The organism is Nocardioides sambongensis, assembly GCF_006494815.1.
In the GTDB taxonomy this organism is placed as follows: Bacteria; Actinomycetota; Actinomycetes; order Propionibacteriales; family Nocardioidaceae; genus Nocardioides; species Nocardioides sambongensis.
Window position 1 is genome coordinate 2141924 of record NZ_CP041091.1, and the last position, 19459, is coordinate 2161382.

Here is a 19459-nt window from a genome sequence, read left to right on the forward strand (position 1 = left end):
CCGGGTGAGGTCTCAGTCGAACGAGCAGCGGCCGTAGGCGCCGGGCACGCCGAGCGCCTCCACCAGCGTGTCCAGGCAGACCACGCCGAGCTCCTCGCCGACCAGCCGGTCACCGTCGAGGTCCCAGCGCACCGCCTGCTGGTAGAGGTCCTGACCGGACTCGGACCGGAGCGCGAAGAAGCCGCCGGAGATGCCGAGGAAGGTCTCGGTGGAGGGACCGCCACCGGCAGGGCCGCCGCCCGCCATGGTCAGCCCGTCGACGGCGGGCTCCTCGATCCGGGTCAGCGCGCTGCCGTCGTACCGGTAGAACGTGTGGTCGACCGAGTCGCCGATGGCCTGGACCACGACGAACGCGATCCCGTCCCCGGTGGGGAACACACCGTTGACCACCCGCGGTCCGGCACCGGCGGGGATGGCGGTGCGGGCGCTGCCGACGACCAGCTCGACCTGGCCGTCGAGGACCTCGCCGGAGGTGCTGCCCTCGAGGCGGGCGGTGACGCCACGCCACCCGGCCACCCCGGAGATCACCTCGCCCTCGCCGGGTCCGATCGACTCGTACGGCGCCGGCTGCAGCTCCGGGAGGTCGCCGGCCTCCCCGACGAAGGTGGCGTCCGACCCGCAGCGCTCGGGAAGGTCACCGGACGCCGAGGGGCAGTACATCGCGTCGGCGGCCGGCGCGAGCGTCGGGCCGCGACCGGTCCAGCGATAGGCGGTGATGTACTCCTCCCCCGCCACGGTGTGCGAGGTGCCGGTCAGCAGCCGGCCACCGGCATCGATCCACTGCAGCTCGTGCAGGCCGCTACCCAGGCGGACCTCGTCGACGGAGCCGTCCCCGACGATCCGGTAGACCGCGTGGTCGACCACCACCCGCAGGCCGTCGGCGCCGACGTCGGCGAGGCCGATGAGCTGCGATCCGGCGGGGACGCGCCGGGTGGCGGACCCGCCCGTGGACAGCTCGACCACGAGCCGGCGACCGGAGAGACGGACCTCGTCGTCGACGCCGTCGCCGTCGACGTCGCCGGTCGCCGTGCCGGGGGCGCCGCCGACCGGATCGGTGCTGGTCGGAACGGTGCTGGTCGGAACGGTGCTGGTCGGCCCCGGTGCGGGCTGCACGTCGTCGTCGCCGGTCCCGGCGACCACCAACGAGACCGCGACCACGATCGCAGCGGCGGCGGCCGCTGCGAGGACCGGTCGACGCCAACGGGAGTGCCGGCTCGTCTCGGGCAGCGGGGGCGTCAGCGCGTGGTCGTCGTAGAGGTCGGCGCGGGCCTGCAGCGCGCGACGCAGGCGCTCCTCGGTCGGGTTCATCGTGCTGCCTCCTGTGCCGTCAGCACCCTCTGCAGTGCATCGATGGCGCGGCTGGCCGTGGACTTCACCGCACCGCGGGAGATCCCGGTCGCCTCCGCGATCTCGGCCTCGCTGAGGTCCCCCAGTACCGCAGCACGAGCACCTCACGCTGGCGTTGGCCCAGCTGGTCGAGGGCGCGCAGCACCTCCCGGTGCTCCTCGGCGAGCACCACCCGCTCCACGGGGTCCGCCGGGCCGTACTCCCGCGGCGGGCGGTAGCCGCGGGAGGTACGTCGCCGGCGCAGCGCCGAGCGCGCGTTGTTGACCACGCTGGTGCGCAGGTAGCCGACGGCGGCAGCGGGATCGCGAAGGCGCCGGTGACCGCGCACCAGGGCGGCGAACGCGTCTTGGACCACGTCCTCGGCGCTGGCCTCGTCGTCGACCAGCAGGATCGCCAACCGGGTCAACGACACCCGGTGGGCGGCGTACAGGCCGGCGACGTCGACACCGTCCGGTCCGCTGCGCTCCGTCATGCTCGTCTCCCGTCGTGGGCGGCTCTTCACCTGTCCAGACGTCTCAGGAGGGTCGAGGTTGCGTCGGTTCCCGATCTTTTCGCGCGCGGGACGGAGCCTCACCGTCCGCCGGGGCGGCGCGTCACCAGCTGCCGGGCAGGGCCTCGCCGTACCAGTGCTCGACCAACGAGCGGCTGATCGAGACGCCGCCGGGGAGCACCAGCTCACCCGATCGCGCCTGCTCCGCCATCTCGGCGCGGCTGAACCACCGGGCATCCTCCACGTCATCGTCCTCGAGGACGATCTCCGCACGCACCGCCCGCCCGGTGAACCCCAGCATCAGGCTGGCCGGCAGCGGCCACGGCTGGTTGCCGAAGTAGTCGACCTGTCCGACCACGACGCCGGTCTCCTCCTGCACCTCTCGGCGCACCGTGTCCTCGAGGGTCTCCCCCGGCTCGCAGAACCCGGCGAGCGTGGAGAAGCGCCCAGCCGGCCACATCGGGTGCCGGCCGAGCAGGCAACGTTCCTCGGGGGTGCCGGACGGGCCGTCGGTGATCAGCATGATCACGGCCGGGTCGGTGCGCGGGAACTGGGTCTTGCCACACTCGGTGCAGCGCAGCTCGTGACCGGCCGCCCTCGACTCCAAGGAGCCCCCGCAGCGCGGGCAGTGGCGGGTGGCCCACTGCCACTCGGCGATCCCCATCGCGTGGAAGAGCAACGGAGCGATCCCCTCCTCCGCGGCGTCCAGGAACGACAGGAGGCCGCGCAGCGGCACCCAGGCGCCGGGCTCCTCGGCGGCGACCTCACCGGGGACGATCACGGCCCAGTACGGCTCGCCGGCACGCTCCCGAGCAGCACGCGGGTGCCGTCGGGCGCCGTCGCCGCCGGCATCCACTCCGGTCCGGTCGCCCCCGGACGCACCCGCGTCCCGGCGATCACCAGCACCCGGCTCGCCGGGTGCTGCCACTGCTCGTCCAACCAGGTGTCGTCGGTGCGGCGCAGACCATGACGTTCGTGCGGGGAGCGGCTGAGATCCAGGTGCGGGAAGGTCACCCGTCGAGGGTAGGGGCGGTCAGGATCCGGGTGAGCGCCGCCCGGTCGGGGAGGTCCTCGGGCTCGACCAGCCGACCGGTGCGGACGTAGTAGAAGGCGGCCCGCACCCGGGCCGGGTCGATCTCGTTGAGCTCGGCCCAGGCGGCTCGGTAGATGGCCAGCTGCAGCGGGTCGGCGTTGGCGCGGGCGTTGGTCTTCCAGTCGACCAGCAGGTAGCCCTCCCCGTCGGTGTAGACCGCATCGATCCGTCCCCGCACCACCTGGCCGTCCAGGACGAGTGCGAACGGGGCCTCCACGGCGTGGGGCACCCGTGCGCCGAACTCGCCGGCCTCGAACTTCGCGACCAGCTCCTTGAACTCCGACTGGTCGTCGATCTCGTCCAGTCCGGCATCGGCGCGGCCGGCCAGCTCGTCCGGTTCGAAGAGCCCCTGCTGGCCGAACCGGTCCTCCACCCAGGCGTGGAAGCGGGTGCCGAAGCGGGCGGCGGGCGACGGAGGACGCGGCATCGGCCGAGCCAGGTCCCGCGCGAAACCCTCGGGATCGTCGCGCAGCCGGGACAGCGTCGTCGCGGCCAACGACGACGGCAGCGGTACGACGACCTCGGCGGCCCTCTCCCGGCGCGCCTCGGCGAGCAGCCGGGCGATCTCCTCGTCCCAGTCGGCCACCAGGGCCGCCTCGACCATGTCCAGCTCGGGGTCGGGCGCCTCCGGGTCGGCGGCACGGACCAGGTCGGCCGCCGCGGTCCGCAGGGCCGCCTCCTCACCGTGGCCGGTGGGCGGCCAGGGCCGGGACGGGTCCTCGGCGGCGTAGGGGTTGGGCTCCCCCTTCGCCGGGCGGGGCAGCCAGTGCTCCGGCGGCGTGCCCCAGCTCTCCAACAGCTCCTTGACCGCCTCCTGGTAGCGGGACGGACCGTACGGGGTGACCCGGGGGCCCCACTGGTAGGAGGTCACCACCAGCCGCTCGGCGGCCCGGGTGAAGGCGACGTATCCCAGACGCAGCTCCTCGGCCGCCTCGTGGTCGTTGGCGGCCTTGCGGTAGGCGTCGAGCGCGGCCTTGTCGTGGCCGGCCAACTGGGGCAGGTCGGCGGCGTCCCCGCGCAGCGGCGCGGGGAGCACCGAGGGCGAAGAGGTCCACAGCGTGCGGCCCTGGCTCGAGGGGAACCGGCTCTCGCACACCCCGACGCAGAACACGGTGTCCCACTCCAGCCCCTTGGAGCGGTGCACGGTCAGCAGCTTGACCGAGTCGGCCTCGCTCGGGGTGGCCAGGTCGAGCCCGTTTCCCTGGTCGTCCTCGGCGGTCAGATAGGCGATCAGCGCCGGGAGGGTCACGTCGCCGTCCACGGCCTGGAACTCCGCGACCGCCTTGACGAAGAGGTCGAGGTTGTCGCGCCGGGCGGCAGCGGCCGCGTGCACCGCCGCGGCGAGCTCGACGTCCACCCCGGTGGTGTCGATGATCCGCCGGACCAGGTCGAGCAACGGCTCCCCCACCGCCGAGCGCAGGGTCCGCAGCTCGGCGTGCAGCAGCGCGAACCGCTCCCGGGCCTCGGGTGAGTACTCCTCTTCCCCGGGGTCGGCCAGCGCGTCGTCCAGGCACGGGATCTCCGCGGGGTCGATGCCGTTCGCGATCGCCACCAGCTGCTCGTCCACCGTGCCCGGGTCCGCACCCCGGCGCCTGCCGCCGGCGAGCTCGCCGGCCCGCGACCCGAGCAGTCGCAGGTCGCGCAGACCGATCGCCCACCGAGGACCGGCGAGCAGCGTGAGCAGCGCGGCGTTGTCCATCACGTTGTGCAGCAGGCGCAGCACCGCCACCACCTCGGCCACCTCGGGCAGCCGCAGGAGGCCCGAGAGACCGACGATCTCCACCGGGATGTCGGCCGAGGTCAGCGCGTCGTAGGCCTGCTCTGCCGTGGCGTTGTCCCGGGTGAGCACTCCGATCCGCGCCCAGTCGCCCGGGCGGCCACCCCACGCCCCGCGGACCGCATCGGGCAGCCACTCCATCTCCTCGCGCTGGGTGCCGAAGACGCGCGCCTCCACCCGGCCGCTCCCGGCGCCGTCCGGCGCCCGGAGCCGCGCCACTCCGACCTCCCTGGCCTCCAGCGCCTCGTAGAGCGGGGTCGCCAGGTGGTTGGCGACGTCGAGGATGTGGCGCTGCGAGCGGCGGTTGATCGTCAGGGCGTACGACGGCACCGATCCGTCCACGGCGGGGAACGTGTCGGCGAAGCCGAGGATGTTGGCCACCGACGCGCCCCGCCAGCCGTAGATCGCCTGGTTGGGGTCGCCGACTGCGGTGACCGCGTGGCCCCGGCCGCGCTCGGCGTCCGGGCCGGAGAACAGCCGGGACAGCATGATCGCCTGCGCGACGGAGGTGTCCTGGTATTCGTCGAGCAGCACCACCTTGAACCGCGCGCGCTCGGCGGCGCCCACCTCGGGGCGCTCGCGGGCGAGGCGGGCGCCGAGCTCGATCTGGTCGGAGAAGTCCATCAGCCCGAGATCGGCCTTGAGTCTGCGGTAGCCGTCGACCAGCTGGACCAGCTCGGCGCGGCGGTCGATCGCCGACATCGCCTTCTCGATCGCCTGCAGGTAGGTCTTGCGTGCCTTGCCGGCAGCCTCCTCCTGGTGGGCGCGCTCGAACCCCCGCCGCGCCTGCGCATCGTGCTCCAGCAGGCGTGGGCTGTCCACGAGGTGCTCGCTCAGCGCCGAGTCCAGCGCGAGCAGGTTCTGGATCGCCGTCTCGGGATGGTCGGTGAGGTGCTCGATGCGTCCGGTGAACCGGTCGACGACCCGCGCGCCGAGCTGGTAGCGGGCGGCATCGGTGATCACCCGGGTGTCCGGCTCGTGCCCGATCCGCAGGCCGTGATCGGCGAGCAGGGAGGCGGCGTACGCGTTGTAGGTGGCGACGGTGGGCTCGAGCACTTCGAGCCTCTCCCCGTCCTCGTCGGTGGGGCCAGGATCGTCGAACGCGCCGGCCTTCTGCAGGGCCGAGCGGATCCGGTTGCGCAGCTCGGCGGCGGCCTTGGAGGTGAAGGTGAGGCCGAGGATCTCCTCCGGCGCGGCCTGGCCGGTCAGCACCAGGTAGACCACCCGCGCCGCCATCAGGGTGGTCTTCCCCGACCCGGCGCCGGCGATCACGACGGCCGGGCTCAGCGGCGCGGTGATCGCTCGCCACTGCTCCTCGCTGGGCGCGAAGTCCGCGCCCATCTCGCGCCGCAGGTCCTCCGGCGTCTCGATCGACAGCACTTGCCTCACTGGGACACCACCGCTCCGCTGCTCTTGGTCGGGCACAGGGCGAGGAAGGTGCAGTCACGGCAGTGCTGGCCGGCGACCGCCGGGAAGGTCTCCTCCCGCACCAACCGGGCCGCCCTGCTCAGCCGCTCCTCGAGCTCGCGCCGCTCGGGACCGTCGTCGGCGTGGCGGGGCTGCCGCTGCACGGTCGCGGTCTCCGCGCCGTCCGGCAGTCCCAGCTGGACCAGCTCCGCGCCGCCGGCCGTCCAGGGACGGGTGGGGTCGTCGGGCTCCAGCGCGCCGTGGTCGACCGCGTACTGGTAGAGCGCGAGCTGGACGTGGGTGGCCATCGACTTCTCGCTCGGCTTGGACTTGCCGGTCTTGAGGTCGACCACCACAACGCGGCCCTCGGCGTCCACCTCGAGCCGGTCGGCGTAGCCGGTGAGCCGCACCTCCCCGCCCTCGCCGAGGTCGACGACCGTGGAGAACCCGGCCTCCAGGTCCAGCACTCGACGCGGATTCTGCTCGTGCCACTCGACGAAACGCTCGAGGGCGAGGCGCACCCGGTCGTGCTCGCGCTGCTTGGACCAGGGCGTGCGGAAGTCGAGCCGGTCCCACACCTCGTCGACGTAGGCGACCAGGGCGTCGGGATCGGGCGGGGCGTCGCCACGCGCGACCCGCTCGGCGAGCGCGTGCACCAGCTCGCCGAGGTTCGCCGACTGGTGGGCACGACCCACGCCGCCGGCCTCGCGGCTGAGGAACCACCGGGTGGGACAGACGTCGAGGGCGTCCAGCATGCTCGCGGAGAGCGGCACCGGCTGCTCCGCCTCGCGGATCGGCACCTCCGAGCGGCTGTAGGACCGGGTGCCCCACCAGGTGGCCGGGTCGGCGGCGGTCACCAGCGGCCGACCGCTCGCACTGGTCTCCCGGGCGAGTCCGGCCAACCGCTTCGCGGCGGCTGCGCGCAGGCCGGGGTCGGTCGCCGGGTCGGCGACCGCGCGGCGGAGCTCGGCGACCAGACCGCCCATGGACAGCGGGCGGGGCGGGCGACCCACGTGGTGCTGGACCACACTGGCGCCGGGGGCGCCGAGCTCGTCGAGGAACCGGGACGGCTGCTCGCCCTCGTCGTCGCTGGAGGCGACGGCGGTGACCACCAGGCGCTCGCGTGCGCGGGTGCACGCGACGTAGAAGAGGCGGCGCTCCTCCATCAGCATCTCGCGGAGGGTGACCGGAGCCGCCAACCCGTGCTCGCCGATCCGGTCGGCCTGCAGCAGTGCGGTGCGCCGCCGCAGGTCGGGCCATCCCTCCGCCTGGACGTGGGCGACCACGACCAGGCGCCACTCCAGCCCCTTGCTGCGATGGGCGGTCAGCAGCCGCACCGCGGCGCCGCGCGCGCCCTTGTCGGCGAGGGTGTCGCCGGGGATCTGCTGCTGCACCAGCGTCTCCAGGAACGCGGCGACGCCCAGGTGCTCGCGACGCTCGCCCGCACGGGCGGCCACGTCGAACAGCGCGCACACCGAGTCCAGGTCGCGGTGCGCCCGCCGGGCCGCTCCGCCGCCGGCCTCCACCGCACGTTGGAGGCGGGACGGCCAGCCGGTCCCGGACCACAGCAGCCACAGCAGCTCCTCGGCGCTGCGTCCCTCGTCCAGGGCGGCCCGCGCCGAGCTGAGCAGCCGGGTGAGGGCGCGGGCACGCTCGGCCTCCGGGCCGCTGACGTCCTGCAGCAGGTCGGTGCCGAGGACCGCCAGGCGGAGCAGCTCGCGTGAGCTGCGAGGGGTGCGGTGCTCGGCCTGGCACTCGTCCTTCTCCCGGTTGCGCAGGAGTCGGGAGAGCCGCCGGACGTCACCGGCGTCGAGACCGCCCAGCGGTCCGGTGAGCAGCGCCTCCGCCCGGGCCGCGTCGATGTGGTCGACGTCGCCGGGGTCGTCGTTGTCGATGTGCACGATCGCCTGCAGCGCCTCCAGCAGCGGCGCGACCGCGGGGTCGCGCACCAGGGGCACCTCGTCCCCGGCCACCTCGACCGGAACGCCGGCCGCCCCCAGTGCCCGGCGCAGGGGAGCGATGCTCGCCCGACCGGAGCGCACCAGGACGGCCATCTCGTCCCATCCGATGCCGTCCTCGAGGTGGGCGCGGCGCAGCAGGTCGGCGAGGTGCTCGGCCTCGGCACGCTCGGTGTCGAAGGTCCGCACCAGCACTCGGCCGGCGCCGTGCGCACCCGCTTCGGCGACCGGGGAGAGGAACCTCCGGCGCGCCTCGGCGCCGATGGTGCCGGGCAGGCCGATCCGAGCGGCCACCCGTTGGGCGGGGGCCAGGATCGCCGGGCCGAATCGGCGGACGGTCCGCAGCACGCTCACGTCGGCAGGACGACCGTCGCGGTGCGGGAACGCGGTGGGGAACTCCAGGATGCCGCGCACCTCCGCGCCCCGGAACCCGTAGATCGACTGGTGCGGGTCGCCCACCACGGTCAGGTTGCGGCCGTCGCCGGCGATCGCCCGCAGCATCGCCACCTGCCCCGGGTCGGTGTCCTGGTATTCGTCGACGAAGACGTGCTGGAACTGCGCGCGCAGCTCGTCGCGCTGGACCTGCGCCTCGATCCCGGCCCGGCGGATGAGGTCGGCGTAGTCGGTGGCGCCCTGGCTGTCGAGCGAGTCCAGGTACTGCGAGAGGAACAGCCCCGCGGCGACGAACTCCTCGATGCCCTCGGACTCGCCGAGCGCGCGCAGCTCCTCTCCGTCCAGCCCCTTCTCCCGCGCACGACCCAGCACGGCGTGCACCTCCCGGGCGAACCCGCGGGTGCCCAGCGCACTGCGGAACCGGTCGGGCCAGCGGACCGACTCGGGGTGGTCGGCCAACAGCTCGCGGAGCACGACGTCCTGCTCCGGCGCCGAGAGCAGGCGCAGGGGCCCCTCGTAGAGCTCCGCGGGTGCGTAGCGACGCAGCAGTGCGTAGGCGAAGGAGTGGAACGTCGAGCTGAGCTGGTTGCCCGTGGTCCGGCCGAGCCGAGCGGTGACCCGGTCGCGCAGCTGGTCGGCTGCCTTGCGGGAGAAGGTCAGCGCGAGCACCTGGTCCGGTCGCGCACCGCGCTGCTCGATCCGGTCCACGATGGCCTCGACCAGGGTGGTGGTCTTGCCGGTGCCGGGGCCGGCCAGGACCAGCAGGGGTCCACCGGGGTGGTCCACCACGCGCTGCTGGTGCTCGTCGAGGCGCGGCGCGTCCACCGCGGGGCCAGGGGCAGCGATCCGGTACGTCGTCATCTCGGGGCCAGCCAACCACCGACCCCCGGCGCAAACGGCGCCGGCACTCCGGTCGGTGCAGCTCCGGGCACGACTCCGTGTCGAGCAGCCCGCCGAGCAGCCCGCCGAGCAGCCCGCCGAGCGGCCGGCAGAGCGGCGGCCTCAGGCGTCGGGGGCTCGGTCGTTGTACACACCGGCCGGCAACTGGCCGCTGAGCTCCTCGATGGCGGTCATCACCCGGTCGGTCAGCTCGCGACGCGCCCGACCCGGCGCGATCCCGTCGTACTCGCCGGCGACCCGGATCGGCTCCCCGAACGAGACGGTGACCGGTGCCCGCCGCGGGAACCGGGTGCCGATCGGCTGCAGGTTCTCGGTCCCGACCAGCCCGACGGGGACCACCGGGGCGCCGGAGGTCAGGGCGAGGTGGGCGACACCGGTGCGTCCCCGGTAGAGCCGACCGTCCCGGGAACGGGTGCCCTCGGGGTAGATCCCGAACGCCTCGCCACGACCGAGCACGTCCAGCGCCGTCTGCAGCGACTGCATCGCGGCAGCCGAGTCGTCCCGGTCGACCGGCAGCATGCCGAGCCCCTCGAACCAGGCGCGGGACAGCCGACCGCGCCAGCCGGTGCCGGTGAAGTAGTCGGACTTGGCCAGGAAGACCACCTTCCGCGGCACCACGATCGGGATCACCACGGAGTCGACGAAGCTCAGGTGGTTGCTGGCGAGGATCACCGGACCGGAGGCCGGCACCCTGTCCAGCCCGCGGATCGTGGGACGCCAGACCGCCTTGGCCAGCGGCGGGACCACGGTGTGCAACGTCCGGTACATCACGCTGCCCGAACCTAGTCGCTACCGGTGGGTCCACCTATCCGGTGTCCACGTTCGCCGGTGGTCCCGCGCGGAGCCGGCGCCCTCCACAGCTCTGGCCGGAACTCCACAGAAGACGGGCCTCAATCCACAGACTGTGGGTATGCCTGTGGACGAAGTGGCTGGGCGACGCGGTTGAGTAGCCCTACTCACCCCGGGTGAGTCGCCGCTCTGAGGCAGCCCCGACCGATCCCTGGCGAAATGAGGAGCATGCGCTACGCCGACCCCGATCTGTGCCCCGACTGCCGGGCCGTGCTGCCCCCTCGCGTCGACTCCTGCCCCGCCTGCGGACTCCGCCTCCGCCACCGGATCGGGGTCGAGCTCTTCACGACACTGCGCCGCGCCGACGACCTGCTCGCCGAGCTCCGCGCGGTCAGCACGACCCCGCAGACGCCGCCGCCCCCTCCCGGGCCCGCCGCAGCGATGCCGGCGCTCGCGGGCGCACCGACCGCCACCCGGTCGTCGGCTCCCGCTCCCCAGGCTCCTCAGAAGCCCCGAACCTCCCAACAGGCGCAGACCTCCCAGCAGGCGCAGACCTCGCAGCAGGCGCACAGCCCGGTCTCCCGTACGACGCCGGCGCCCCCGACCCCGCCCGGGCCGGCGGTCATCCCACCGATGCCGTCGATGCCCTCCGGGGCCTGACCACCTCCTCGGTGCCGAAGATCCTGCTCGGCCTCGGCGCCTTCTGCCTGCTCGTCGCCGCCGTCATCTTCCTGGCGGTGTCCTGGTCCGTGCTCGGTGTCGGCGGCCGCACCGCGGTGCTCGCTGCGCTGACCCTCGGGTTCGGCGGTGGCTCCCTGGCACTGCACCGGTATGGACTGCGGATCGCCGCGGAGTCCCTCTCCGTGGTCACCCTCGGGATGCTCACCCTGGACGTCCTCGGCGCCGGCGCCGCCGACTGGTTCGGGGAGGTCGACGGCGACACGATGGCCGCGATCGCCGGCGGTCTGGTCGCGTTCGCCGCGGCGGGCCTGGGAGCGCTGCGCCTCCCCGGTCGGCCGCACCTGGTCGCCCCGCAGGTGATCGCCGGGATCGCCGCGACCATCGGCTACCTGGGCGCGGTCTCCGCGACCGACCAGCCGCTGTGGACCGGCCAGGTGGTGACCGTGCTGGCCGTGCTGGCCGTGCTGGCGGCGCGAGCGCTACGGCTCACGCCGCTGGCGTGGAGCGCCGCGGCCGCCGGTGCCCTGGTCGGCGGACTCACCCTGCTGGCCGGCCTGGGGATCAGCCTGGAGGAGCCGACGCTGGAGCACCTGTGGCTGGACGGCCCCGGCTGGTCCCTGCTCGCCTCCGCAGCGCTGCTGCTCTCCCCCGGCCTCGTCCTGCGCCACCGCGTCGCCCTGCTGGCCGGCGCGTCGGGCGCCGCGATGGTGGCGACCGGCGCCGCCACCCTTCCCCTGGTCGGCGAGGGCGCCACCGTGGTGGGGGTGGTGACGCTCGCCGTCACTGTCGCCTGGGCGGTGGCGCTCGGCGCCGTCCGCTCCGATGCGCGGGTGGTCGCGATGGCCCCGGCCGTGACCGGCTGTCTGCTCCTGGTCGGCCAGATCCTGACCGGCGCAGGCGTGGTCCTGGCCCGGTGGTTCGACGTGCTGGAGAGGATCGACGGCGTCGCGGGCGCCGACCGGAGCTTCGGCATCCGGTTCCAGGACCCCGACCAGGTCGTGGGGCCGCTCGTGCTGGCCCCCGCCGCGCTGGTCGTGGTCGTGGTCGCCGCACTGCTCCTGCCGCGCCGCCACCGCGGCTGGCTGCTGAGCTGGGCACCGTCGACCGCGCTCGCGGTCGCCCTCGCGTCGACCCTCACCCTGGCGTCGTACGACGTCCCGGTGGCGGCGGTGGCGCTGAGCCTGGCCGCGATCGGAGCGGCCGGCGCCCTGTGCGGCGCCCTCCGTCGTGCCCCGGAGAGCACCGCGCTGGTCGTGGTGGGGCTCGCGGTCTGCTTCGCGGCCGACCTCGTCGCCCTGGTCGACGACGCGATGATCCTGGCCACCGGGTGCGTCACGCTCGCCGCCGCACTGACCGGCGCACTCGCCGGACGTGGCTCCGCCTCCCGGGTCGTGGCGGGGATCGCGGTCGCGCCGGCGATCCTCCCGGTGGTGGCCGCCGCGACGTCGTTGGCCGACCTGGGCGGCGCCTGGGTCGCGGTGCCGGTGCTGGTGGCGGCCGGCGGCATCGCGGTGCTGCTGCCCCGTCTCGAGCTGGAGCTGTCCGCCCTGGGCACCTCGGCACTGGCGCTGCCGGTCTCGCTGGCGCTCGCCGACCAGCCGGCCGCCCTGCTGGCACTCTGGCTCGCGCTGCTCGGTGCGCTCTGCGGAGCCTCGGCCCTGCTGCACACCGCGCGCCGCCCGCTCGGCGCTGCGATGCCGGCCCTGTGGCTGCTGGCGTCCTGGGTCTGGCTGGTCGACCTCGGTGTCGAAGCGCCGGAGCCCTACACCCTCCCCGCCGCGACGGTGCTGCTCGGCGCCGGCCTCTACCGGCTGCGTGCCGTGCCGACCGCCGGCACCGCGGGCGCGCTGCTGCCCGGACTGCTGCTGGGCACGCTGCCGTCGCTGCTGTGGGTCTTCGAGGACCCGCTCTCACTGCGGGCCCTGCTGCTCGGCATCGCCTGCCTGGTCCTGACCCTGGCCGGCGCGGTGCTGCGGTGGAGCGCACCGCTGGTCGTCGGCGCGGCGGTCGGCGCCGCCGTGGTGCTGCGCGAGCTCGGGCCCTACGCCGGGAGCGTGCCGCAGTGGGTGTGGATCGGCCTGGCCGGCCTGATCCTGACCGTCGTGGGCATCACCTGGGAGCGACAGCTGCTCGAGCTGCGGAAGGCGGTCGGCGCCATCCGGCGGCTGCGCTGAGCCCGCCGACGGGTCCGCGGATCGGACAGCCGGCCGACCCCCGCGGTCGGATGCGGGACGACCTGCTAGGAAAGGGACATGGCTACCACTTCACTCGGCGGCAACCCCGTCACCACCATCGGCGAGCTGCCCGCGGTCGGCTCCGCGGCCCCCGCCTTCGACCTGGTCGGCTCCGACTTCAGCTCGGTGACCCTGACCCCGGGCACCCGGACGGTGCTCAACATCTTCCCGAGCGTGGACACCGGGGTCTGCGCGGCCAGCGTGAAGAAGTTCAACGAGCTGGCGGCCGGCCTGGAGAACACCACCGTGGTCAACGTCTCCGCCGATCTCCCGTTCGCGCAGGCGCGGTTCTGCGGCGCCGAGGGCATCGAGAACGTCGTCGCCGCCTCCGCTTTCCGCTCCTCGTTCGGCGACGACTACGGCGTGCGCCTCGTCGACGGCAAGTTCGAGGGCCTCTTCGCCCGCTCGGTGGTCGTCGTGGACGCCGACGGCACCGTGGTCCACAGCCAGCTCGTGCCGGAGATCGCCACCGAGCCCGACTACGACGCCGCGGTGGCCGCGCTGTCCTGAGCAGCGGAGGCGGCTTAGCCCGGACTCCAGAACGCCGAGCGCACGTCGACCTTCCCCGAGGGGAGGATCGGCGTGCGCTCGGCGTCGTAGTGGCGCCGGGCGTGGCGCTGGTGGCTGGGCGGCAGGGTGCCGTCGGCGCGGATCACCCTCCACCACGGCACCGCACCGCCGTGGTGCGCCATCACCGTGCCGACCTGGCGCGGGCCCCCGCCCGCGACGTCGGCGAGCGCGCCGTAGGTGGTCACCCGGCCCGGCGGGACCTGCTCGACGAGGTCGAGGATGCGTTCGACGTACTCGGGGTCGCGCGCGCTCGGCATGGCCCCATCCTGCCCGCACCTGGGCCGTGCCGGCACCCGCCCGGAAACGGCTGAGAGCCCCGCCCGGACGGGCGAGGCTCTCAGGTGTGCTCCCTCGGGTGCGACGGATCGCCCATTGGTGCAGTGCGATGGCGAGCCACCGTCGGCCGGATCAACGAGTGCCGGCCGACGCGGTTACGCCCCGCCGTGACCGGCGGGGCGCAGCCCGATCGGCCCGCCGGCTCAGTACGCGGGCTGGCTGGGGTCGATCTGGTTCACCCAGGCGACCACGCCGCCGCCGACGTGCACGGCGTCGTCGTAGCCGGCGCCCTTGAGCACCGCGAGTGCCTCGGCGGAGCGGACACCGGACTTGCAGTGCAGCACGACCTGGGTGCCGGAGTCGACCGAGGGCAGCTGCTCGAGCGCGTTGCCGTTGAGGAACTCGCCCTTGGGGATCAGCACCGAGCCCGGGATCTTGTTGATCTCGTACTCGTTGGGCTCACGGACGTCGACCAGCACGAAGTCGCGGGTCCCCTCCTCGCGCTCCTTGAGCATGCCCTCGAGCGCAACCACCGAGATGGTGGAGTCGGCGGCGGCGTCGGCCGCCTCCTCGGAGACGGCGCCGCAGAAGAACTCGTAGTCGATGAGCTCGGTGACGTCCGCGTTCTCGCCGCAGAGCCGGCAGTTGGGGTCCTTGCGGACCTTCAGCTTGCGGTACTCCATCTCGAGCGCGTCGTAGATCATCAGCTTGCCGACCAGCGGGTCGCCGATGCCGGTCAGCAGCTTGATCGCCTCGTTGACCTGGATCGAGCCGATCGAGGCGCACAGCACGCCCAGCACGCCGCCCTCGGCGCAGGAGGGGACCATGCCCGGCGGCGGCGGCTCGGGGTAGAGGCAGCGGTAGCAGGGGGCGTCGTCGGCCTGCTTCGGTGCGAAGACCGACGCCTGACCGTCGAACCGGTAGATCGACCCCCACACGTAGGGGATGCCGAGGAAGTACGCCGCGTCGTTGACCAGGTAGCGAGTGGCGAAGTTGTCGGTGCCGTCGACGATCAGGTCGTAGCCCCGGAACACGTCGTAGACGTTGTCGTTGTCCAGCCGCTCCGCGTGGACCACGACGTTCACCAGCGGGTTGACCTCGGCGATGGAGTCCTTGGCCGACTCCGCCTTGGGCCGGCCCACGTCCGACTGGCCGTGGATCACCTGGCGCTGCAGGTTCGACTCGTCGACCTCGTCGAACTCGATGATGCCCAGGGTGCCGACGCCGGCCGCCGCCAGGTAGAGCAGCGCGGGGCTGCCCAGGCCGCCGGCACCGATCACCAGCACCTTGGCGTTCTTCAGTCGCTTCTGCCCCGTCATCCCGACGTCGGGGATGATCAGGTGGCGGCTGTAGCGACGGACCTCGTCGACGGTCAGCTCGTCGGCCGGCTCGACCAACGCGGGAATGCTCACGGGGTACTCCTGCTCCTGGGGTGCAATGCGGTCTCGGTGGAACACCGGGACCTGCCCCGCTGTTCCCGCGCCGCCCGGAACCGCTCCGGACGCTCGCGACGCTCTCTCAACGGTCCCTATCGTCCCGAACCGCGACAAACCCGCCCTGCTACGTCCCGTCATCCGGACCTCGGAGTAGGGTTTGGCTACCGATGGGTCACATCTCTCCCGCGAACCGGGGGACGCAGCGCGAGGGAGGCAACGAGGTGGTGCGCGAGTCGTACGACGTGGAGGGCGGGCGGCCCCGCGGCCTGAGGTTGCCGCGGCAGGAACGCCGGGCCCAGCTGCTGAACTCGGCCCTCGAGGTGTTCGTGGCCAACGGCTACCACGCCGCCGCGATGGACGACATCGCCGAGCGCGCCGGCGTCTCCAAGCCGGTCCTCTACCAGCACTTCCCCGGCAAGTTCGAGTTGTACCTGGCCCTCCTGGACGCCTCCTGCGACCGGATGATCGCCAACTGCCGGGCGGCGCTGGAGTCCACCCAGGACAACAAGCAGCGGGTCGCGGCCGCGATCGACGCCTTCTTCGCCTACGTCGACCACGACACCGGCGCCTTCCGTCTGGTCTTCGAGTCCGACCTGACCAACGAGCCCGCCGTGCGCGAGCACATCGACCGGGTCACCGTGGAGTGCGCCAAGCTGATCGGCGCGGTGATCGAGGAGGACACCGGGTTCCCCGCCGAGGACTCGCGCCTGCTGGCCGTCTCCCTGGTGGGCATGGCCCAGGTGAGTGCCCGTTTCTGGCTCACCGAGGCCGGAGGCCTGGAGCGGGACCAGGCCGTCGCCCTGGTCTCGGGACTCGCCTGGCGCGGCATCCGCGGCTACCCCAAGACCGACGACTGAGTCCGCGCACCGCGCACCCGGCCCACCCGGCGAACAGTCGCCCCCTAGGCTGGCACCGAGACGGGCCGAGGTCCGTGCCCGGAGATCACGAGGAGAGTCACCATGGCCGTTGAGGTCAAGATCGGCGTCCAGAACGTCGCCCGCGAGCTCGTCGTCGAGACCGACGAGGCTGCCGAGGCCGTGTCCAAGGCGCTCAGCGAGGCGCTGTCCGGCGAGGGCGGCGTGTTCAGCCTGACCGACCACAAGGGCAAGGTGACCCTGGTCCCGGCCGCGAAGATCGCCTACGTGGAGATCGGCCGCAGCGTGAGCGGACAGGTCGGCTTCCGCTCCTGATCCTCCCGCGCCGCCTGCTCCCGCAGGTGGCCGCGGCGGCCTAGGATGGCTGGATGAGCACGCTCCGGACCTACGAGTACGCGCGGCTGTGGGTGCCGCAGTACGACGCGGTGTCCGTGGCCGTCACCCGGCCGGTCTACCTGATCGAGGCCGACGACGGCTTCGAGGGGTTCGTCGCCGAGAAGAACACGACGCTGATCGCGGTGCTGAACGACCTGGGACGCCACGGGTGGCGGATCGACACCGCGCCGCGGCGCGTGGCGACGCCGTCCCCGGAGTTCCAGCTGTTGATCGACGCCACCCTGGACGAGGTGGACGGCCTGGCCGAGGGCGGCGCCCACCCGGGGCCGATCGAACCCACCGGCGGGGTCACCGAGTTCGACGTGTTCGGGATGCGCCGGCGTCGTTGAGCGTCCGCTCCGCCGGTGCCCAACCGGCGTCGCGACCCATCAGCGCGAGCAGCCTGGTCAGGTCGTCCGCGTCCGCGGCGACCGGCAGCACGGGTCCGAACGCATCACCGCGCATGTCGGCGCTCTCCGGGGTGGAGAACGATGCGGCGAACGCCAGGCACGCATCCAGTGCGGCCGGGTCGACCCGGTAGGGACGTCCGGTCGCCGCCGCCAGGTCCCAGCCGTGCACGACGACCTCGTTCAGCGCGACGGCCGCGGCCTCGGCGCCGTCCATCGTCACACCGCCGGCGCTCGCCGTCCCCCGGTAGGCGGCGGGGTTGCGCCACGCCTCCGCGAGGATCACCAGGTCGCGAGCGATCCGATCGCGCCAGCCCGGCTCCAACCGGGCGCCGTCGCCACTGGGTCCGGCACCGTCGCCGAGCGGCGACTTGTGGGCGGCCGCGGTGAAGGCGAGCGTGAGTCCGCCCAGGTGGTCGGCCAGATCCGCCACCGTGTAGGCAGGGCACGGCGTCGGGAGGGCGAGCTGGTCGTCGCGTACGCCGGCGACGAGCCCACCCACCTCACGGGCCACAGGTCCGAGTTCGAGGATCTCCATGGAGAGGTGGACCGGCGGGACCCGACGGACTCATCGCTGCTCGAAGAGGTCTCCGTGCTCCTCGACCCGCTGCAGCACCGCGGTGTGGGAGAACTGCTCCAGCCCGAGGTCGTCCTCGGCCCCGACGGCCACCTCGTCCCAGGTCAGCGGCGTCGCTACCTGCGGCCGCTCGGTGCCCCGCAGGGAGTAGGGCGCCACGGTGGTCTTCGATCCGGCGTTCTGCGACCAGTCGAGGAAGACCTTGCCGCGGCGCCGGGCCTTGGTCATCGTCGCGGTGACCAGCTTGGGGTGGGTGGCCTGCAGCTCCTCGGCCACCGCCCGTGCCACCTCCGAGGCCTCCTCGGAGGGCAGGTACGCCGACAGCTCGGCGTAGAGGTGCAGCCCCTTGCTGCCGCTCGTGACGGGACGGGCGTCCAGGCCCCGCTCGGCCAGCGCGTCCCGGACCAGCAGCCCGACCTCGCAGCACTGGCGCAGCCCCGCTCCCTCGCCGGGGTCGAGGTCGATCACCACTCGGTCGGCGCCACGCGGGTCTCCCTCCGCGTCCACCGTCCACTGGTGCACGTGCAGCTCCAGTGCGGCCAGGTTGACCAGCCACATCAGGGTGGCGAGGTCCTCGACGACGGGGAAGACCAGGGTGTCGCCGTTGCGGCTCGGGCCCCGCGAGCCGGTGGTGGGCACCTCGACGGTACGCACCCAGGAGGGCGTCCCGGCCGGCGCGTTCTTCTCGAAGAAGCTCATCGCCTGCACGCCGTGGGGCCACCGGATCCGGGTCACCGGCCGTCCGGCGAGGTGCGGGAGCAGCACCGGCGAGACCCGGGCGTAGTAGTCGAGCACCTCGGCCTTGGTGGTGCCGGTGCTGGGGTAGAGCACCTTCTCCAGGTTGGTCAGCTTCAGGGTGCGGTCCTCGACCTCGACCCAGGTCTCACTCATCGTCGCTCCCCTCGGTCGTGCCCGCCAGCAGGTCCGCCACACCGAGATCCTGGCGCACCACCTGGAACGACGGCTGGCGCAGCCGCTCGTAGCCCACGCCGTGGGTGTCGACGTCGACGACCAGGACCGGGTCGATCCAGCGCGCTCCGTCGGCGTCCACCCGCGGCACCTCGTCGGCGAACGGGCTGGTCCCGCGGGCCAGTCCCGCCACCAGCTCGGCCAGCAGGCGCGACTGCCGCGGGCCGATCCCGCTGCCCACGCGTCCCCGGTAGCGCAGCCCCTCGGAGGTCGGCTCGCCCACCAGCAGCGCGGCGAGACGGTCCCGGGTGCCGACCTGGGGACGCCACCCGCCCACCACGTAGGAGCCGCGGTGGCGGTGGGCGAACTTCAGCCATCCGCGGCTGCGCTCGCCGGGCCGGTAGCGGCCGCCGACGCGCTTGCTGACGATGCCCTCCAGGCCCTGCTCCCGGGTCGCTGCGTGCAGCATCGGGCCGTCGTCGTAGGCGGGTGGGACCTGCCAGCCGCTGCGGGCGAGGTCGAGATCCTCCAGCCGCCGGCGGCGCTCGGACTGTGGCGACGCGGTGAGGTCCTCCTCGCCGATCGCGAGCACGTCGAAGACCATGAAGGTGGCCGGCGTGCGGGCGGCGTACCGGGCGACGGCGGCGGCCTTGCGCAGGTGGATGCGCTCGGCGAGCACCCGGAAGTCCGGCACGCCGCGCTCGTTGAGCGCGATGATCTCGCCGTCGAGCACCCACCGGCCCGGCCCCGGGGCGGAGAGCAGCTCGGGCCAGGCCGCGGTGATCCGGTTGTCGTTGCGGCTGCGCAGCTCGACCGCACCGGCGTCGACGAAGGCGAGCGCCCGCACACCGTCCCACTTCACCTCGTGAGTCCACTCCGGACCGGTCGGGACATGGTCGCCGACGGTGGCGAGCATCGGGCGCAGAGCCTGCATGCGCCCATCTCAGCACGACCGCTGTCGGTGC

Annotated in this window: 19 protein-coding genes; 6 read left to right on the top strand and 13 right to left on the bottom strand. The window is 73.6% G+C overall.

Translation table 11 applies throughout. The annotated features are described in order from the left end of the window. Positions 1–12: 12 nt before the first annotated feature. The 8 genes from FIV43_RS10015 to FIV43_RS10040 form a co-directional block, all read right to left on the bottom strand. Positions 13–1308, bottom strand: coding sequence for a hypothetical protein (locus FIV43_RS10015; protein WP_141014013.1), 1296 nt, complete (start codon positions 1306–1308; stop codon positions 13–15). Further along, entirely contained in the window at positions 1305–1433 is a 129-nt protein-coding gene (locus FIV43_RS23780; RefSeq protein WP_407938891.1) for a sigma factor-like helix-turn-helix DNA-binding protein, read from the bottom strand. The genes FIV43_RS10015 and FIV43_RS23780 overlap by 4 nt, the downstream gene beginning before the upstream one ends. Next, positions 1373–1819, bottom strand: a complete 447-nt coding sequence (locus tag FIV43_RS10020) for an RNA polymerase sigma factor (RefSeq protein WP_231123899.1) — start codon at positions 1817–1819, stop codon at positions 1373–1375. Before FIV43_RS10020 ends, FIV43_RS23780 begins: the two co-directional genes overlap by 61 nt. A gap of 121 nt (positions 1820–1940) precedes the next feature. Next, a complete protein-coding gene (gene nudC, locus FIV43_RS10025) occupies positions 1941–2618 on the bottom strand; it encodes an NAD(+) diphosphatase (protein WP_231123900.1) in 678 nt (225 codons plus the stop codon). Further along, the gene (locus FIV43_RS22305) at positions 2615–2851 is read right to left on the bottom strand and encodes a hypothetical protein (RefSeq protein WP_231123901.1); all 237 of its coding nucleotides are present in this window, start codon (positions 2849–2851) and stop codon (positions 2615–2617) included. Before FIV43_RS22305 ends, nudC begins: the two co-directional genes overlap by 4 nt. Then, complete coding sequence (locus FIV43_RS10030; RefSeq protein ID WP_231123902.1) at positions 2848–6087, bottom strand: ATP-dependent DNA helicase; 3240 nt, start codon at positions 6085–6087, stop codon at positions 2848–2850. Before FIV43_RS10030 ends, FIV43_RS22305 begins: the two co-directional genes overlap by 4 nt. 5 nt (positions 6088–6092) lie before the next feature. Beyond that, positions 6093–9341 (bottom strand): ATP-dependent helicase, encoded by a 3249-nt coding sequence (locus FIV43_RS10035; protein WP_231123903.1) that lies wholly within the window; start codon positions 9339–9341, stop codon positions 6093–6095. A gap of 126 nt (positions 9342–9467) precedes the next feature. After that, entirely contained in the window at positions 9468–10133 is a 666-nt protein-coding gene (locus tag FIV43_RS10040; RefSeq protein WP_141015864.1) for a lysophospholipid acyltransferase family protein, read from the bottom strand. 240 nt (positions 10134–10373) lie between these two features. Between FIV43_RS10040 and FIV43_RS10045 the strand changes: the two genes are divergently transcribed. The 3 genes from FIV43_RS10045 (at position 10374) to tpx (ending at position 13579) form a co-directional block, all read left to right on the top strand. Next, positions 10374–10814: a hypothetical protein gene (locus FIV43_RS10045; RefSeq protein WP_141014014.1), complete on the top strand. Its 441-nt coding sequence runs from the start codon at positions 10374–10376 to the stop codon at positions 10812–10814. 11 nt (positions 10815–10825) lie between these two features. Beyond that, positions 10826–13009, top strand: coding sequence for an SCO7613 C-terminal domain-containing membrane protein (locus FIV43_RS10050; RefSeq protein ID WP_141014015.1), 2184 nt, complete (start codon positions 10826–10828; stop codon positions 13007–13009). A gap of 78 nt (positions 13010–13087) precedes the next feature. Next, positions 13088–13579 carry a thiol peroxidase gene (gene tpx, locus FIV43_RS10055; RefSeq protein WP_141014016.1) on the top strand — a complete coding sequence of 164 codons (492 nt, stop codon included), beginning with the start codon at positions 13088–13090 and terminating at the stop codon, positions 13577–13579. Between the two features lie 14 nt (positions 13580–13593). On the opposite strand, the gene FIV43_RS10060 is transcribed toward tpx, so the two are convergent. Together FIV43_RS10060 and moeZ are read right to left on the bottom strand one after the other, a co-directional pair. Next, positions 13594–13896, bottom strand: a complete 303-nt coding sequence (locus FIV43_RS10060; RefSeq protein ID WP_141014017.1) for an MGMT family protein — start codon at positions 13894–13896, stop codon at positions 13594–13596. Between the two features lie 222 nt (positions 13897–14118). Beyond that, positions 14119–15327, bottom strand: coding sequence for an adenylyltransferase/sulfurtransferase MoeZ (gene moeZ / locus FIV43_RS10065; protein ID WP_141014018.1), 1209 nt, complete (start codon positions 15325–15327; stop codon positions 14119–14121). Between the two features lie 191 nt (positions 15328–15518). Between moeZ and FIV43_RS10070 the strand changes: the two genes are divergently transcribed. The 3 genes from FIV43_RS10070 to FIV43_RS10080 all read left to right on the top strand — a co-directional run bounded on the left by FIV43_RS10070 (position 15519) and on the right by FIV43_RS10080 (position 16951). Continuing rightward, the gene (locus FIV43_RS10070) at positions 15519–16208 is read left to right on the top strand and encodes a TetR/AcrR family transcriptional regulator (protein WP_141014019.1); all 690 of its coding nucleotides are present in this window, start codon (positions 15519–15521) and stop codon (positions 16206–16208) included. Positions 16209–16310: 102 nt separating this feature from the next. Continuing rightward, complete coding sequence (locus tag FIV43_RS10075) at positions 16311–16541, top strand: DUF3107 domain-containing protein (RefSeq protein ID WP_141014020.1); 231 nt, start codon at positions 16311–16313, stop codon at positions 16539–16541. Between the two features lie 53 nt (positions 16542–16594). Next, entirely contained in the window at positions 16595–16951 is a 357-nt protein-coding gene (locus FIV43_RS10080; RefSeq protein ID WP_141014021.1) for a hypothetical protein, read from the top strand. Here FIV43_RS10080 and FIV43_RS10085 read toward each other — a convergent pair. From FIV43_RS10085 to FIV43_RS10095, 3 genes are read right to left on the bottom strand one after another with little or no spacing between them, the layout of a single operon-like run. After that, positions 16911–17546, bottom strand: coding sequence for a TIGR03086 family metal-binding protein (locus FIV43_RS10085; RefSeq protein WP_141014022.1), 636 nt, complete (start codon positions 17544–17546; stop codon positions 16911–16913). The genes FIV43_RS10080 and FIV43_RS10085 overlap by 41 nt on opposite strands. A gap of 30 nt (positions 17547–17576) precedes the next feature. Then, on the bottom strand, positions 17577–18476 hold the full coding sequence (gene ligD, locus FIV43_RS10090; protein ID WP_141014023.1) for a non-homologous end-joining DNA ligase: 900 nt from the start codon (positions 18474–18476) through the stop codon (positions 17577–17579). After that, a complete protein-coding gene (locus tag FIV43_RS10095; RefSeq protein ID WP_141014024.1) occupies positions 18469–19428 on the bottom strand; it encodes an ATP-dependent DNA ligase in 960 nt (319 codons plus the stop codon). Before FIV43_RS10095 ends, ligD begins: the two co-directional genes overlap by 8 nt. Positions 19429–19459 lie beyond the last annotated feature (31 nt).